The 16,581-nt window shown below is 63.3% G+C and carries 14 protein-coding genes; 6 read left to right on the plus strand and 8 right to left on the minus strand.

The features are described 5' to 3' along the window. Window positions 1-30 precede the first annotated feature (30 nt). The 5 genes from ACOEQ1_RS00930 to ACOEQ1_RS00950 all read right to left on the minus strand — a co-directional run bounded on the left by ACOEQ1_RS00930 (window position 31) and on the right by ACOEQ1_RS00950 (window position 5,403). Window positions 31-435 carry a hypothetical protein gene (locus tag ACOEQ1_RS00930; protein WP_419757363.1) on the minus strand — a complete coding sequence of 135 codons (405 nt, stop codon included), beginning with the start codon at window positions 433-435 and terminating at the stop codon, window positions 31-33. After that, entirely contained in the window at window positions 422-1,831 is a 1,410-nt protein-coding gene (locus tag ACOEQ1_RS00935; RefSeq protein WP_419757364.1) for a phage portal protein, read from the minus strand. The genes ACOEQ1_RS00930 and ACOEQ1_RS00935 overlap by 14 nt, the downstream gene beginning before the upstream one ends. 170 nt (window positions 1,832-2,001) lie before the next feature. Then, on the minus strand, window positions 2,002-3,354 hold the full coding sequence (gene terL / locus ACOEQ1_RS00940; protein ID WP_419757365.1) for a phage terminase large subunit: 1,353 nt from the start codon (window positions 3,352-3,354) through the stop codon (window positions 2,002-2,004). A gap of 174 nt (window positions 3,355-3,528) precedes the next feature. After that, entirely contained in the window at window positions 3,529-4,764 is a 1,236-nt protein-coding gene (locus ACOEQ1_RS00945) for a sulfotransferase family protein (RefSeq protein ID WP_419758604.1), read from the minus strand. A gap of 39 nt (window positions 4,765-4,803) precedes the next feature. Next, window positions 4,804-5,403, minus strand: a complete 600-nt coding sequence (locus ACOEQ1_RS00950) for a DUF6362 family protein (RefSeq protein ID WP_419757366.1) — start codon at window positions 5,401-5,403, stop codon at window positions 4,804-4,806. A 359-nt stretch (window positions 5,404-5,762) separates the two neighbouring features. On the opposite strand from ACOEQ1_RS00950, the gene ACOEQ1_RS00955 reads away from it, so the two are divergent. Both ACOEQ1_RS00955 and ACOEQ1_RS00960 read left to right on the plus strand, forming a co-directional pair. Beyond that, window positions 5,763-6,158 carry a helix-turn-helix domain-containing protein gene (locus ACOEQ1_RS00955; RefSeq protein ID WP_419757367.1) on the plus strand — a complete coding sequence of 132 codons (396 nt, stop codon included), beginning with the start codon at window positions 5,763-5,765 and terminating at the stop codon, window positions 6,156-6,158. Between the two features lie 339 nt (window positions 6,159-6,497). Continuing rightward, on the plus strand, window positions 6,498-7,337 hold the full coding sequence (locus tag ACOEQ1_RS00960; RefSeq protein ID WP_419757368.1) for a hypothetical protein: 840 nt from the start codon (window positions 6,498-6,500) through the stop codon (window positions 7,335-7,337). 72 nt (window positions 7,338-7,409) lie between these two features. On the opposite strand, the gene ACOEQ1_RS00965 is transcribed toward ACOEQ1_RS00960, so the two are convergent. After that, window positions 7,410-9,467 carry a hypothetical protein gene (locus ACOEQ1_RS00965; protein WP_419757369.1) on the minus strand — a complete coding sequence of 686 codons (2,058 nt, stop codon included), beginning with the start codon at window positions 9,465-9,467 and terminating at the stop codon, window positions 7,410-7,412. 313 nt (window positions 9,468-9,780) lie between these two features. Between ACOEQ1_RS00965 and pstS the strand changes: the two genes are divergently transcribed. Genes pstS through pstA form a run of 3 tightly spaced genes read left to right on the plus strand, consistent with a single transcriptional unit; the run spans window position 9,781 to window position 12,791 of the window. After that, window positions 9,781-10,878: a phosphate ABC transporter substrate-binding protein PstS gene (gene pstS / locus ACOEQ1_RS00970; RefSeq protein ID WP_419757370.1), complete on the plus strand. Its 1,098-nt coding sequence runs from the start codon at window positions 9,781-9,783 to the stop codon at window positions 10,876-10,878. Between the two features lie 7 nt (window positions 10,879-10,885). Then, window positions 10,886-11,917 (plus strand): phosphate ABC transporter permease subunit PstC, encoded by a 1,032-nt coding sequence (pstC, locus tag ACOEQ1_RS00975; RefSeq protein ID WP_419757371.1) that lies wholly within the window; start codon window positions 10,886-10,888, stop codon window positions 11,915-11,917. Next, window positions 11,910-12,791 (plus strand): phosphate ABC transporter permease PstA, encoded by an 882-nt coding sequence (pstA, locus tag ACOEQ1_RS00980; RefSeq protein ID WP_419757372.1) that lies wholly within the window; start codon window positions 11,910-11,912, stop codon window positions 12,789-12,791. Before pstC ends, pstA begins: the two co-directional genes overlap by 8 nt. Window positions 12,792-12,987: 196 nt before the next feature. On the opposite strand, the gene ACOEQ1_RS00985 is transcribed toward pstA, so the two are convergent. Both ACOEQ1_RS00985 and ACOEQ1_RS00990 read right to left on the minus strand, forming a co-directional pair. After that, window positions 12,988-14,145, minus strand: a complete 1,158-nt coding sequence (locus ACOEQ1_RS00985; protein WP_419757373.1) for a pyridoxal phosphate-dependent aminotransferase — start codon at window positions 14,143-14,145, stop codon at window positions 12,988-12,990. A gap of 6 nt (window positions 14,146-14,151) precedes the next feature. Beyond that, window positions 14,152-15,648 (minus strand): gamma-glutamyltransferase, encoded by a 1,497-nt coding sequence (locus ACOEQ1_RS00990; RefSeq protein ID WP_419757374.1) that lies wholly within the window; start codon window positions 15,646-15,648, stop codon window positions 14,152-14,154. 159 nt (window positions 15,649-15,807) lie between these two features. On the opposite strand from ACOEQ1_RS00990, the gene ACOEQ1_RS00995 reads away from it, so the two are divergent. Beyond that, window positions 15,808-16,578 (plus strand): DsbA family protein, encoded by a 771-nt coding sequence (locus tag ACOEQ1_RS00995; RefSeq protein ID WP_419757375.1) that lies wholly within the window; start codon window positions 15,808-15,810, stop codon window positions 16,576-16,578. Window positions 16,579-16,581 lie beyond the last annotated feature (3 nt).

A 16,581-nucleotide genomic window follows, 5' to 3' on the forward strand; every position in this document is an offset into this window, starting at 1 on the left:
TCTTGATGGGTTAGAGTTCAGGGACGAGTGTCAGACGCGGCGCACGAGGGCGGCGCGAGCAGCTCGGTATTCTTCCAGCGTCATGTCGGTCGCTCTTTTGGCGCGTGGCGGCTGCGAGGGTGGCGGCACAGCCGTGGTCGTGCTCGAAGCACCGCCGAACAGCCAAGGTTTGGCGCGACGGAAGCGTTCCATCGCCGTTGCTGCGCCGGTCACCTCGCCACGTTCACCGACCGCGACCGCCGAGGGATCGAGAAGCTTCAGCCCATCGAGATCGACCATGCCGGCACGGACCGCCTCCGCCTTCAGCTCGGACATCACGAGATTGGCCCGGGCCTGTTCCGACAGGTTGCGGACCTGTTGCTCCAGCTCTGCGGCGCGGGCACGGAGCGAGTCTAACGTATCGATGTCGATAGAAGGCGTATCAGCATTCGTCATTCGGTTGTTCCTTTGCGATCCGAGCAAGCTCCGCCGCCACATCTTCGATGCCGTATTCGTCCGCGATCACGCGGATCGCGGTCTCTCGGCTGATCTGCCCGGCTTTGGCCAGCGTGGAGAGTGTTTGGGCTTCAGCCAGTTGGTCAGCCGCACTCGGTGGATACCAGCGCGGCCAATCGAGCGAGAGGCGTGTCCCGGGCTCGATCTTGGGTGCGGGACGGCCAAGCACGGTGATGGAGTAGCGATCGGTGGCGGCCATGATCATCCGCACCAAAGCCAATAGGCCGTTCTCGCCATAGGAGATGCGCAGATTATCAGCCAGCCAAATGAGGCCTTGATTCATCAATTCCAAGGCACGACCGGATTGGGCGGCGGCAATGCGGTCGGCCGAGGATCGGTTGCCGTGTACGCTTTCTAGCGCCAGTTCTCGCAACACGCGCACGTAGTCGATGACCGCGTTCGCGGCGGTCCCTCCGATCTCCAGCAATCGCGCATCGCCGTCTTTACTGACAACGAGAGCATTTCCGGCACCCTTGATGATCTCTCGATCACTGATTGCCGGTTCCTTGATAAGCAACGTGGGGTCGGAGCTATAGGTGAGGCCGCGACCCGCTTGCGACAGCTGGTAATCGATCTCGATACTGGTCTCGACAGCAGCACGAAACGTGCAGCCCCCATCTACTCCGTCACCGCCAGGTAGGTTGCGGATCCAGACGATCGGGACGAAGCCGAGGCCGTGCCGCATTGTGCGGGCAGTATCGATTTCGGGGCCACCAATGGGCGTGATGCCCACAGGCCAGGGCAGAAACCAGGTTTCATCGTCCGAGTTCCAGCGCCGCATGAACCAGTAATCGACTGAAGGTTCAGCTATCTCATAGCCCTGGGCTGCCAGGAGCGCCCCTCGGACTTTGTACTGCTCGGTGACGCTTGCCAGGGCATCAGGTGCATCGGCACGCCACACCGGGGTGAGGAACAGGCTGTCAACGATGGAGACATAGACTCGCCCTTTGAGAATGCGCAGTAGCAGAGCGACGGAGCCGACGGAACCGCGGAGAGCCGCATCGATCATGACAGCGTTGAGGCCGGCATCGCGGAGAAGGTCCGCGAGGAAGTTGCGGAGATCTGGATCGGCGCACACGATCGTCGGGAAATGTCCTTCGCTGAATAGCAAGGCCACGCTGTCTTCCACAACTGTGCGGGAGAGCGCGTAGCGGATGGAGGGACGGCGCTGGCGGATCGGGATGTATTCGCCTCCAGCTCCGCGTTCCTCATGGAACTGATAGGGCAGCACATCGTAGACAGTGCCGGCGAGCACCCGGCGCAACACGTCGAGCGTGTGGACGCGCGGTGGATAGTCATGGTCGCGCGGGATCAGCGCGCAGATCGCGTCGAACATCGATTGACTTTCGAGGAAAAGCGCGATGAAGCGCGCATCTATGGGACGGCCAAGTCAGCGACTGGGAAGGGATGCGCTGCGTGGAGTCAGAGACGCCTAGACGCCAAACTCGCAGACAGGAACGAGCATCGGAAGCGCGGGTGGCCGCGTTGGATGACTGAGTATTACTTTCAGCGGCTAAGCAGAGGCACGTGCAGGCGTCGTGCGGGCGCTGCGGGCGCCAGCAGCGTCATGAAGGCGCGTGACAGCGCATCGACTTGGTCGTCTTTCCGGCCATGCGGGAAGTCCCGCAACTCTTCCAGGAAAGCTCGGTTCCAAGGGGCGCGAACGAGACTAACATTGCGAGCTTCGATCTGGGCCGCGACTGGCCCTGCGCGAGTGAGCTTCGCGCCCGTCTCGGGCGAGCACCGCACCGGGAACCCGGCCAGCTTGCGTGTCAAGTAGGTGGCCTGCGCCTGTCCAGCCTGCCCAGGGTCTTGCGGCAGAGAAACCAGAACCGTTGAACCGTCGCGCTGTGCGGTCGCCAGGATCGCGGCTTCCACCTCACCGGGTGTGCCACGAAAGCGAACGATGTCGGTCACGGCGAAACGCTGCTCGGCGTCGCGGTCCAGACGTAGCCCGACGGTCCAGTCGGGGTCCTTTCCAGGCGCGGGGAGTGCCGAAGCCAAATCCCATGCCCGCACCGCCATCATGCCGGTTGGCGGCACGTCGCTCACCGATATGCGTTCAGGCATGAACAATCCGCCCGAGGGCGGCCGGGGGTCTTGCTGGAACAAAGCCGAGAAGGCGCGTTCGCCCATGGCGGTCCGCTTACGGGCTAAGGCCTCGGCATCTTCCCAGTCGGGCCAGAGCGCTTCACCCTCGGCCCGGCCCATCGGGTCGGGAGGCACGGCCAGCGCCGGCAGCCGCAACAGGGTCCAGCCGGCTTCCGTTTCGAGGATACGGCCCCCAAGGTCGTCCTCATGCCACCTGGTCATTACCAGCACGACCCGTCCGCGCGGCTTGAGCCGGGGCAGCAGATCGGTTCGGTACCATTCCCAGGCGTGCTCGCGACACATCGGCGAGTCCGCGTCCGCCCAGGATTTTACGGGATCGTCGATGATTGCGAGATCGGCCCTGCGGCCCGCGAGCGGTCCGCGAATGCCCGCTCCGAAGTATTCTCCGCCCTGGTCCGTGCGCCAGCGATTGGCGGCACGTTCGTCCGTGGACAGCCGGTAGTTCAACGTGGCGCTGTGTTCCTGAACCAGGGCGCGCGTCCGTCGGCCGAAATGGCTTGCCAGACTGTCCGTGTGGCAGGCCGTGATGAGGGCCGCCCGCGGGTGGTGGGCCAAATACCAAGCCGGAAAAAGAACCGAGACATACGTCGACTTGGCCGAGCCTGGCGGCATTAGAACCATGAGCCGGTCCGTTTCTCCGCGGCTCACCGCATCGAGCGAAGCCATCAGCCTACGATGATGTGGGGCAGGCGTCTGGTCGCGTTGGCTGAGAACCAACTCGGCCCATTCGGCAAGGCCCAGATTCATGAGTGAACTGGAACCTCTTCAAGTCGGATGATTTATGTCTGATTGCTCTTCGAAAGAAGAACCAAGTTCGAACTGCGTGCCGGAGAGCGTCATACACAATCAGGCATCATATAAAGTTATATAAGGAATTGTGGGGCGCTTGTCCACAAAAATTTTACACTTAAGCAACAAAAATCAAAGAGCCGGTATTTCCTCAGCGATGCCGAAGCAGCCCATGTAGTCCGCGAAGAAGCCGCGCTCACGCTGTGCGTTCAGGCCATGGTCGGCAAAATGGTAGACATTGCGGCCATAGCCGCCGCGCTTCTCGCGCTTTATCTCGGCCGTGATGTCGCGCACGGCGTCATTCATGAGGGGCATCCCGAAGTGCGCGTAGAGACGCGCGATAGTCGCGATCGGGTCCTGCGTGAGATCCCGATACTGAACGTGGCAGATCGCCTCGCCGCCCTCATGAGCGCTTGCTGCGCGCATCATGGCTTCCACACCTTGGTGCCAACGGCTTGTCACCTGGACACCGATTTCCTCGCGGTCCTGATGCTGCGTGAATGGCTGGCGCAAGATCTCCGTGAGCTTCGCGACGGAGGGTAGCACCTTCAGCGGATCGCGATGCACGAAGACGATCCGTGCATCAGGATAGACCGCGCGCACAGCGTCGAGGGCGAAGACATGGTCGGGGCATTTCAGCACCCACTGCACTTGGTCCGCGTCGTCGCCGGACTGGTGCTGGAGATGCTGGAGGTAGCGCTTGTGGAAGCGGTAGGCGAGCGCATGACCGTGGGCGTCCTGCCAAGCAAGATAACTCGGGATGCGGAAGGTCGTATCGAACCGGAGGGACTGGAACACCTGCGCGGTGATTTCAGTGCATTCCTGGGGCATTTGCGCGGTCAGCGGATGTACTTCGCGGAAGCCGGGCGCCATTCTGGCGAAGGTTCGGAGCTCGCGCTCAGTCTGCTCCACGCGCCGGTCGCGTCCGTGCAGCGGCGCATAAGGCGCCATCGTCTGCCAGCAACTTGGGCTCCGCATTGCCGGATCGCAATCCAGCAGCCGATGCAGGAAGGTAGTACCGCTACGCGGCAGGCCCGTGATGATCAAAGGCCGGCGAATGGGGGTGGTGCGCACAGCCGGATGACGCTCTTCCTCCCGTCGCAGCCGCAACAGGTTGCGCAGGCAGCGCAGAACGTCCCAGCGAACGGCAAGGCGGCCGACCAGTGACAGGTTTGCCTCAGCCTCCAGGGAGCTGAGCAGGATCAGCAGACCTTCGATGAACTGGTCGGGGCCGAACTCTTCTCCGAAGGCTGCGGGGCTCTGACCCGCCAGGGCCTCCGATATGAGAGCCTCGGCGTCTAGAGGCCGCCTGCCTAAGCCCGTTAGCTGTGAAACGCGGTCGGCCAGCTTCAAGGCGGAGGTAACCATGGTCACGGTGAAGCAATTTCCTTGAAAAGGCCCGTGCAGCTACCGGGGCGGTCGAACCCGGTCAAGCGAGAGGGTGCCACCGGCGCAGGTCATCGGAGGCATCCCCGCCATGCGCCGCATCTTGTCCCCCTGAGCCGCTTTCTCCTCAGCGGCTATCCGGCGGAGAGCGAAGATGATGATCCGAATGCCTTCGGCGTGCCAGCGTTGGATTGCTTTATGATCGGCGCCCAACACCTCGGCAAGGCGCCGCCAGGAAAAGAGGTGACGCCCGCTGATCGGGTGGACCAGGGCCCGGCACCCAATGATGCGGCGTAGCAGGTAGCGGTCCTGGGGGATCAGGGCGAGGTAGCTCAGGACCTTGTCCATGCGACTGATCCGGCTGGCGGACGGCATCGCGGGGCGCACCTCGGCAGACGACCAGCCGTAGGCTTCTGCCGCCTCCCGGAGAATCGGCAGCGAAGACGTTTTTAGGGCGGGCGAGAAACCGGTCGTCGGCAAGGACAGCAACGTGGAACCGGCTTCCTCGAAGCAGGCGATCAGCCCCTCGTACTCCGGCGGCAGTTCTCGGACGCGGCGACCGCGGCTGTCTACAGCTCTGGTGGGCGCGGTTTGGCCTCGCACGGTTTGCGCAGCGGTCATGCGGGGATTCCTTTGAGGGCAAAAACGCTTCAGGGGTCGAAATGTTAGACGGAGTCGGCGTAGGTCGATCCTTCGAGCACTGTTCCCATGGTCAGCAGCATCCAGCTGAATGGATGGCCAGGAGGCAGAGGGAGGCGATCATCGCCCGAGCCGCGTTCGGGGCGTGCAGGCTCAATTAGCTTAGTCAATTCACGATTGGGGCTTGAGAAGACCGGGGCCGGTCCGCTACCGTCCATTCGGGTGCCGCAATGGACTTGAACAGGCATGACGCCTCCGAGGAAATTAAACACTAACGAAACGTTAGCGTAACTAACAAAAGGTAGCAAGAGGTTTTGGTTCATAATCGGCGACCTGATGACATGGGTTTGGGCGGTCAAGCGGCGGACCCGAACAGCCCTTTGGGAACGGATGGGGCGGCGTCGCGGATCCGCGAGGCTCGCCGTGCTCTGGGACTGACCCAAGATGAGCTTGCCCGGCGTGTCGGCGTGTCCCGGAGCGCGATCGCGCAGTGGGAGACGGACCGAACAGGTCAGGTGCGGGCCAATCTTGCCCGGGTCGCCGCCGTGCTCGGGGTATCGATCGGCTACTTGGTGTCGGGTGAAAGCGAGGCCGGCCTGATCAATGTCGAGACGCCGGACGAGCGGGCCCTTCTCAGTCTGTACCGGCAGATCCGGGAGCCTGGACGGTCTGAGCTCCTTCGGAACGCTCGGCGGATGGCGGTTGTTCAGGGGTTGTCGCCGATCGTGACGGACTGATCCGGCGTCGAAATCCGGGCGCCCCACCCGAGGTCGCCGCAGAACGCCATCACCAAGAGCAACTACTGGCCGACTGGCCGGGCCACGAATGCTCCGTCAGTGTATGACCTGTCCGTCTGCTACGCGGCCTGGAACGCGGCAGCAACCTCGTGTTCAGTGGCCATTGCTTGATTGGTAAGCGGCTCCACAGGGGGGAGGGCGCGCCACCGCAGCATCGGGCAATCGCTTTCTTTCCCGTGGTTAACCTCAAAGTTACCTTGTCGCTTTATCAAGAGGCAGCGGGCGCTTCACGGGCGGCCCATGCAATCAGCGCGACGAGAACCCAGAGGATCTTAAGGCATGAGTGGACCTACAGTCGGCGGCGCTACAGTTTCCCAGCAGTTCACAGGTGGAGCTGCTGCCACCCTTAGCAATTTCTTCAACGCAAGTACCACTTTCACGGTATTCGCCGCTGGGGGCGCTTCCACCGTCAGCGGTCCCGCCATTGTTTCGATGGCGAACACCGCGTTGACGGTTACCGGTGCGACAGCTGTTGCTGACACATCGAGCGGTGGAAACTCCATCACGGTGACGACGACAGGCTTGGTTGTTGCTGCTCCGAACGACACCATCAGTGCTTCGAGCGCATCCACAATCTTCGGTGCAAACTCGGGCGTAACGCACTTTACCGCCGCTGGTTCGGGAAGCTCTATCACGGGCGGTGCGGGTGGTTTTGTAGGCACTGTCTCCGGCGCCAATTCAACCCTGGTCGGTGGCAGCGGCATCAGCATCGTCTCCGTCGTCGGCGCCAACAGCTTGGCCGTTGCGGGCAGTTCCGGCATTACGGGCATCAATGAGGCCGGGACGTCTGGCGCCGAGACGATCGCCACCAGTCCGTTGGGCAACTCCGGCACGATGGTCGCAGTGCTCGGCTCGGGCGCCGACAGCGTACTCGGCGGCAGCGGTGCGTCGACCATCACAGGCGGCAGCGGCAACGACGTGTTCGCGTTCATCAAGGGCCATGCAGGCGGCTCTGAGGTCATCATCGGCTTCACCGGCAACGACAATCTTGCGTTCGCGGGTTACGGCTACACTGGCGCTAATCTGCCAACCGAGGCTGTCGGGTCTCGTGGCGATGTCATTACCCTAAGTGATGGAACCACGATTACTCTCGCGGGCTTCAATCACAAGATCTTCTAGTTTTCTCAATCGCCTCGGCTTGAACAAGGCCCTCGCAAGGACGTTGCGAGGGCTATTCGGCAACTTTCCCGCTTAGGCGTAGCTCGGCAACGGACTAACTGCCACCAGGCGGTCAAAATACTCTAATACCAAGGAGAGCTTTCGAAAAAGTATCGTCACGTCACTTAGTTCCCGCTCCAAGCGGTCGTCCGGGTCAAGATGCTTTAGTGACGGCTCACCAGAAACAAGCCGTGCGCCAGCCGATACACGCAGCGCGGCGGCAGGTCTTCCGGATATTGCGATTGGAACCGGCTGCCCCACATGGCATCGCCGCTGGAGTACGTCCTGGTCGGCGGCGGACGCCAGGTCTTCCAAGGCTGGCCAAAGGTCAGCATTCAGCCAAACGTAGATTTTCCGCGCCAATGCAAGATCGAGGTATCCATCATCAGGCTCAGGCGGCGGGTGATGGCCCGTTTTGATAGCCAGCCGGCGGATCGCGAAGCAACGGATGGTATCGGTCGCGTTCCAGTCTACTGGATCCTGGGTAGGCGGTTGATGGTTTAAGGCTATCAACCCGGCTGTCTTGCCAATGCAGCGATCCACGTGCGCGACAAAGCGATGCAGCACATCACGGCGGCGCGCGGCGGGCACATCCTCAAACGCCTGCATCTCTGCAAGCGCTGCCTGCCAGCGTGTGATAAGTCCATGGTTTCCGATCGGCAGAAGGCGATCAAGTCCTTGCTGCAAACGCGGCCAGTCTGGCCGGCCCGAGTAGAGTGCCAGGCCCTCGGGGAGCGCGCTCGCGGCGAGGCGGGCCGCCACGGCCGCCGGCGCCAGCAAAGCACCGGAGAATGGCGGGCCGGTGAAAAACTTGGAGCCCGTGATCTGCACCATCCAACCGCGCCCAATGTAGTCCCGGATAGTGCCCGGTTGCAGCCGCGTCTGGCAGGCATCGACTACGACATCCATTGCGGAACCATAGAGCGCCGTGAGCGACGAGATGCAGTTCATGCTCGGGGCCCGCAGACCCGTCTTAGAGACATTGATGACGTGCAGAATTGGCCTCCGGCCAGCGGCGATGGCGGCGGTCACCGCGGCCGTGCATTCCGCATCTATGGAGGCGGCTGGACGAACGCCTCCATCCGGCTGCCGTACCGCAACCGTGACCACGGTAGTGTCAGGGCGGAACCCAGGCACGGTGTCTCCTTTTACCACCGACCCTCCAAGGGCGGTGTCGACCCCGAAGTGCCGGCCACGGGCCGCGAGGGGAACACCGCTGCCTGTCTCTTCGGGCGCCAGCAGGATGGTCGTCACCGGCCTGTCCTCGGCTGCGGCGCTGAGCGCCAGCGCGATCAGTTCCGCATCAGTCCCAGACGCGGCGAGCACCACAGCGGTTTGGGGTTGCAGCAGGAAGTGGCGCGCCAGCGCCTGCCTCACCCGCTCGGCTTCGGCGGCGACAGCCTCTCCTGCGCAGCCCTTGAAGCTTTCCTCGATCATCCGCCGCCGAGCGGCTTCGGCGCCTAGATAGCCGCGTTCAGAGGATGATGATGCGGTGGAGGAGGCGAAGGTGATGGCCCAGGGACGTGGCCGGTGACTGCAACCGTAGCCGTTCAGCCCCGTGAACGGATCGGTGGCTAATCTTGCATCGCCACCCTGCTCCATGAGCCATTCGCTCGGGCCTAGTAGAGCCCACGCGTCCACCAGTTGATCATAGGTCGCCTCCGTCAACACCGGGTCCGGCAGCGACGGCTGGTGACGCGCCAGACGCGCCCAGATCAGCCGGGTGATACTGAGGTCGGGCGGCAACCGGCTTGTCATTGGGGCAACCCAAGCCGGTAGGGACACGCCCAACCCGGCATCAGTTTCCATGGCGACTGCCAGAGCAGCGCATCGTGCAGCCGCCAGGGCTGCCAGGGGCGGCTCAGCTACAGCCGCCAGCCACCCCAGCTCGATAGCGTGGCGCAGTTGGAAAAGGCTGTCCCCTGCCGCCAAGAGGATTGGCGCGCCGAGCACAATTTTGCCTGGACCCGCAAGGATGAAGGGCGCAGCCAGTTCCGCGTCGCTTCTGATATCCAGACCATCCAGGAGAAGCCGTAACTCCGGTTGATGTAGTCGATCGGCGATGGCGGCAGGCAGAACGTCAGGCTGCATAGGCATTTCCTTTACCGCGCTTCCGCCGCCGCCGAAGCAGTCGGAGACCCCGGTTGAGGCAGCGGATCAAGCCGGCGCCTATCCGCCTCAACAGGTTACGACGAGGTCTTCAAGGAGATAGATATCTGTCAGGACGGGCTTTCACCAGAAGTTTCATGCTTGTTCGGCCGCTGGAGAACCCCCGGCTCAACGATCGATACGGTCGATGTCATTAAAGTGCCACGCGACTGTCATTCCAGACACGGCTATCCCCTCCTACAGCCAAGGGAGCAGCAGCTCTTGCTGCTTCCTTTCACGACCTTCGGAGAAAATCATGACAAACGCCATCAAAGCAGCGCGGCTTACGCGCGGGCAGTTCCTGAAATCGGCGAGCCTGGCGGCAGCGGCTCTTGCCCTTCCGGGCGTGATGGGTGTGGCCGAAGCTCAGACGGTTACGATCCTGGAAACGGGCTCCAGCCTGCTCTACCCGCTCTTCAATCTGTGGGTTCAGGGCTACGCCAAGGTTGATCCCGCCGTCCGCATCACCACGCAGAGCACAGGCAGCGGCACAGGTATCGCCCAGGCTGTTGCGGGGATCGCGCAGATCGGCGCGTCGGATGCCTACATGGCCGGACCTCAGGTCAAGAAGCACCCGGAAATGATGAATATCCCACTCGCGATTTCGGCCCAGAACGTCATCTATAACCTGCCGGGCCTCAACGACCGCAACCTGAAGTTCAGCGGGCCGGTCCTGGCCGGTATTTACAGCGGCAAAATCACCTCCTGGGACGATCCGGCGATCGCTGCGCTCAATCCGGGCTTGCCTCTGCCCAAGCACCCGATCACGGCCATTCACCGGACAGATGGCAGCGGTGACACCTTCATCTTCACCCAGTATCTGACCAAGTCGACGCCGGCCTGGGCGACCTCGGTCGCCTATGGCACCACAGTCAGCTGGCCGGCTGTCTCGGGCGGCATTGGCGCGATCGGCAATCCCGGCATGGTGCAGACAACTGCCCAGAACCCGTACTCGATCTCTTATGTGGGCGTGAGCTTCGAGGCGCAGGTGATGGCAGCCAAACTCGGCATCGCGATGCTGCAGAACAAGGCCGGCCAGTTCGTCCTGCCCAATCCGCAGACCATCGTCGCCGCCGCTTCCGGTCTGATCGACTCTACCCCGCCGGATGAGCGGATCAGCCTGATCTTTGCCGACGGCGAGATGGCGTATCCGATCATCAACTATGAATATGCCATCGTGAATAAGACGCAGCCCAACGCGGCGCTTGCGCGCTCGATCAGGGGCCTGCTGACGTGGGCGATCGATCCCAACAAAGGCAGCAGCGGGGACTACCTGAGCCGCGTGCATTTCGTTGCTCTCCCCGACAAGATCCGGGCGATGAGCCATGCTCGAATCCAGACGATAACATCTTGATGCGCGCGTGAGCGAACGTCTTGCCGATGTGACACCGGCCGGGTTGACCCAGCCGGTGTCAAGATCAAGGCGGCGGCGGGCTACCGGCCCGTTCCGTGCCGTCCTGGTGGCCCTTGCGGCGGTCATCCCTTTGATCATCGTCGCGGTGCTTCTGTTCCTGGTCGTGTATGCCTGGCCCGCGATCAAGTTCAACGGCCTAAGCTTTTTGCTGACCAAGACCTGGAGCCTCGGCAATCTCTACGCCGACCCGATCCAAACACGCGGGGTTCTGGCGCCGATCGGCGCGACTTACGGCTGCCTCGTGTTCGTCGCGGGGACGCTCGCTAGTTCCTTCCTTGCCTTGCTGGTAGCGATCCCTGTCAGCCTCGGGATTTCCATTTTCCTTGCGGAGGGCGTGATCCCCGCCCTGAAGACGCCCTTTGCGATCGTGGTCGAAATGCTGGCCGTGGTGCCCAGCGTCGTGTACGGCTTGTGGGGCATCATCGTGCTGGTGCCGATCGTCGCGCATTACGTGGCGCCGGGGCTCGCTGCAGTGCTCGGCTTCATTCCCTTCTTTCGAGCCGGTGGAGGGACCGGGTTCGGCTTGCTCGCATCCTCCCTGGTGCTCGCGCTGATGGTCATCCCCGTGATCACGATCACGGTCTATGACGCCATGACGCGCATCCCCAAAGAAGCCAAGGAAGCGGCCTACGCGTTGGGCACGACGAAGTTCGAGATGGTCTTCTTCACCATGCTGCCGATGGTGCGGCCCGCCATCATCGGCGCGGTCATCCTCGGCCTCGGTCGAGCCCTGGGCGAAACGATGGCAGTGCTCATGGTTTCTGGCGGCGCGCTGAACTACATGCCGACGACCTTGATGACGCCCATCAGCACCATGGCCTCATTCATCGTGTCGCAGTTGGACAGTGCCGAACAGGACGAGTCCGGCCTTGCCGTCCAGTCGCTGGCAGAGATCGCCATCGTGCTGTTCGTGATCACCGTCATCGTCAACATGATTGCGCGGCTTCTTGTCCGTTCGGGGAGTGGCGCACGTGGCTAGTGCAAACACGGCTGGCTTCCAGGCGGCCACCATCAGGCGGCGCCCTGTCGCGGGTCGGCGGTTCCGTAGCGTGCTGGGCTGGGTGTTCTGCGGCATTGCCTTTGGACTAGTCGCGGTTCCGTTGGTCGACATAATCCTTGTCGTCTTTGTGCGGGGTTTTACCGCTCTATCGCCGCAGCTGTTCTCACAGACGACGCAGGGCGTTGGCGGCGGCCTCCTAAATGCGATCACCGGCACGATTTTCCTGTCGGTCGGTGCGCTGATCTTCGGTGTGCCCATCGGCGTCGGGACCGGTATCTACCTTTCCGAGTTCGGCAATGGCCGGTTCGGGTCGGTCGTGCGCTTCCTGGCGGACGTGCTGACCGGTGTCCCGTCGATCGTGCTGGGCTACTTCAGTTACGTGACCATGGTGATCTGGCTTGGTTGGCAGTTTTCGGTGCTGGCGGCTTCAATCACGCTCGCCATGATGATTTTGCCATACATGGCGAAGATGACCGAACTGGTGATGCGGCAAATCCCAGTTTCGATGCGAGAGGCGGCGTATGCGTTAGGGGCCAACGACCGCATGGTGGTGGCGCGCGTTCTGCTGCCTGTGGCGATGCCGGGCATCATCACCGCGGTCCTGTTATCTCTCGCGATCTCGGTCGGCGAAACAGCGCCCCTGATCTATACGGCCGGCTGGTCGAACTATGTTTGGAACGGCCAACTTACGCATCAGCCGATCGGCTACCTCACCTACGTGATCTGGAGTTTCATTAACCAGCCCTTTGCCTCCGCGCATGCCTTGGCCTTCGCCGCGGCGTTGCTGGTCATGGTAACGGTTCTTGCAATCAATCTCGGCGCCCGCGCGCTGCTCTATGGCCGATCCCGCTAGCACCGCTGTCTTTGCCCAAGGCGTGAGAGGCTCCGGCCGGTAGCCGCACACACCTGCTGCACTCGCCAGCGGGATCTTCGGTCTCGCCTATTGCGGTTTGACCTGGCTCGATGCCATGCGCGGTGGCTCGATCAGGCAGATCGATACGGAGGACCGCTTCTGGTATGCGTCCGGTCCGGCCATTGGCGGCGATTTCCTACCAGCGCAACAGCCTCTCGGCGGCATCGGCCATCTGTGCCTCGCCGCCGCAGTAACTGAAGCGGACGAAGTCCTCCCCGTGCCGGGCATCGAAATCGACGCCGGGTGTCGCAGCTATGCTGAGCTCCCGCAGCATACGCGCGCAGAACTCTGTGCTCGGCTCGCGTCGGTCGGCGATATCCGCATAGAGATAGAACGCGCCTTCTGCTGCGCTGAGGCGGGCAAATCCCGCACGCGGCAGGGCGTCGACCAGCAGATCTCTTGACCGGCGATACCCGGCGCGTCGGACCTCCAACTCCTCTGTGCAGTCAAAGGCGGCCTCTGCCGCAACCTGTGCGATGTGCGGTGCGCTGATGAACATGTTCTGTTTCAATCGCTCGGCCGGTCGGCACAGGTCCTCGGGCAACACCATCCAGCCGACGCGCCAGCCGGTCATGGAGAAATACTTCGAAAAACTGTTGATGACGATGGCAGAGGGGCTGAAATCGGCAGCGGTCGCGATCGGGCTGTCGTAGTGCAGGCCATGGTAGATCTCGTCGCTGACAAGCCGGACGCCATGGCCATGGCACCAGCGCGCGAGACAAGCCACTTCGTCACGGTGCAGCATCGTGCCGGCGGGATTGCATGGGCTGGCGACGATCAGCCCGTCGGGCAGGGGGTCTAGCGCTTCCAACATTGCGATGGTCGGCTGGAACCGCGTGCTGGCGTCCGTCTCGAGGATCACCGGTCGCATCCCCAGGGCGGTCAGGATATTGACGTAAGGTGGGTAATAGGGCGCTGCCATCGCGATGCGGTCGCCATGATCGAAGGCAGCGAGGAAGGCGAGCGGGAACGCGCCCGAGGCGCCGGTGGTGACGGCTATACGATCGGCCGCCAGGTCGAGGCCATACCAATCGAGATAATGCTGTGCGATGCGCTGACGGAGGCTCGGCAGGCCGAATGCCTCCGTGTAGCCGAGGGGGTGGTCCGCCGCGAGCGCCCTGGCCGCAGCCTTTACTGCGCCCTCGGGCGCCCCGAGTGCCGGCTGGCCAACCTCCATCCGGATCACGCGCGGATCGCCAGCGCCAAGACGAGCTGCATGGGCATTGGCCGCCGCGATCACGTCCATGACACGAAAAGCCGGGACGTCGCCGCCCCGCCCGGTTTTGAGCGCCATGAGGCCCTAGCTCGTCGGCTTGCCGATGTGGCCGATTGCGAGGCCCTCTCCTCGCGGATCGGTGATCCAAACGCAGCTCTTGAAGTTGCCCGGCACCCGATCGACGCAGTTCACGGCGTTGGCTCGGCCAGGGTCGGGCACGGCGGTCCCGAACGCCTGGCCAGACCGGCGCAGCGCGTATTCAGCGGTCAGCGCGGTAGCCAGCGGCGCGCCCTCCTGCCCAGTTCCACCGATTGCTGCCCGGAACGAGTTGGTTGGCTTGTTCCAGATGAGAGCGGCCGAGAGCAGGGGCGCTTGGCCATGCGTCGGCGCAGCGGCGAGGAGGATGCCGGTGCCGGGCGCTATGCGGCCCGTTCCAAAGAGGTTGTTCATGGTGAGCGTGCAGGCGACCGCGCCGCCCGAGCCGTCGAGGGTTACAAAGCTGGTTGAGGCGGCGAGGGGCGGAAGGTGCCCTCCTGACAGATCGCGGTCTTTCAGCAACGCCGCCGGATCAGCGGCGTCCAGGCCAGAGCGATAAGCGGTGGCGACCGCGAGCGCGGCGGCATTGGCACCCGCGATATCTGTGGGGTCGCGCCGCAGCTGAGCAAACGCCGCCGCGGCCGCCAATCCTCCGTCCGCCGGAGGCGGCAGAAATGCGAGAACGTTTCCGCCGTCATGCAGGGCGATCGGTGCCTCCTCATGCGGGACGGCATGGCTAAGGTCAGCCATGGAGATCGGACCGCCTGCCATCGCCGAGGCCGACACCAGAGTTTGTGCAGTGTCGCCCTGGTAGAGGTCGATGACCCCCTTGGTCCGCAGGGCGTCCAGCGTGTTGGCGAGGTCCGGCTGCACCATCGTCTGCCCCACGGCCAGGGGCGCACCGTCCGCGGTTCCGAATACGGAACGCGCGGCGGGGTCGGCAAGCAGCGGGCCGGAAACAACGGAAAGATCGTGCTCGAAGGCCTGAGACACAGGCACGCCGAGTGCGGCCAATCGTTGTGCGGGTCCGACAAGCTGCTGAATTGGCGTAAATCCATAGACCGCCTGCATGAGCAGCAGGCCGCGCGGGGTCATCGGCACGGCGGCGGGGCGGTCTCCACCGCCCGAGGCCGCCTGTGGCACAAAGACGAAAGCCTGCGGGTCGGCCTCACCTCCGGTCTTCACGAACGGCGAGTAGGCGAGGCAGGCACCGCCGCCACCGATCGAGGCGCGGGACGGGAGCGTCACCATCAGCGCGAAACCTACGGCGACCGCGGCGTCCGCTGCTGTGCCGCCAGCGGCCAGGATTGCGCGACCAACTTCAGCCGCTTGAGGCTCATCGGCGATCACGACGCCAGACCATTGAGCCGTGGGCACACCAGGGACAGAAGCCTGCGAAGGGTCTGGACCAGCGCCGGGCAGCCGATGGTTGAACCAGCTCCCGCAGCCGCTGAGTATCAGCGCCAGCGAGACGAGCGCGGCAGTGGAGCGGAACGAGGTGCTCGCCTGGGAGAAACGGTGGGGCGAGGCGGTGAAAGGTGCCATCATCATGTCCGCGCGAAGCGCGCTACTCCAGATCGGTTCACAGGCATTTGGTTCGTGCAGCCGAAAGGTGCCATAAACGCCTTCAATAGGCGCGGCAACCGCATGGTGATGGTGCGTTGTGCCGCGTCGCCGTCGCTCTCTGTCATGGAGGTTCCCGCCATGGTGTCTCGTCTCGCCTTTGCAGCATGCGCTGTGGCCGCCGGGCTTCTTGCTTCCGCGCCTCAGGGCTTCGCGCAGCAAAGCATGCCGGTCGCTCCTGGTTCGGCCCTTTCGCCCGCTCAACGTGCCGAGGTGATCGCGCTGATCCGGCAGGAGCTGGTGGAGGACCCATCGGTTCTGCGTGCCGCCATCGCATCTCTTCAGGCGCAGGATCAGGCCTCTCAGGCGCAGGCTCAGAGCAATGCCATCGCGTCGCAGCAGAAGGCGTTGACCGGCAACGCGGCCGATCCCGAGATCGGCAATCCACGAGCCCGAATCTCGGTCGTCGAGTTTTACGACACGCGCTGCCCGTACTGCCGTGAGATGCGGTCGGAGCTGACGGCGTTGGCTCAGCAGGATGAGAACGTCCGGATCGTATTCAAGGACATCCCGATTCTCGGCCCGAACAGCGTCATCGAGGCGCGTGCCTTGCTCGCCGCGCAGCGCCAGGGTGGATACGCCGCGATGCAGGCTGCCATCATGAGTGACAACGCACTGCCGACCGCCTCGGATTTGCGCGCGACAGCCACTCGCCTGGGGTTGAACGCGGACAAACTGATGCGGGACATGGCTGATCCGGCCATCGCCGCTCGGCTAGCCGCTAATACGGCGCTCGCCCAGTACCTCGGCATTAACGGCACCCCGGCCTTCGTGATCGGCAGTCAACTTGTGCCGGGGGCGATCAGCCTCGATGACCTGCAGAAGTTGGTCGATCAGGCTCAGGCCGGTTGAACT

Source organism: Acidisoma sp. (genome assembly GCF_965199065.1).
Classification (GTDB): domain Bacteria; phylum Pseudomonadota; class Alphaproteobacteria; order Acetobacterales; family Acetobacteraceae; genus Acidisoma.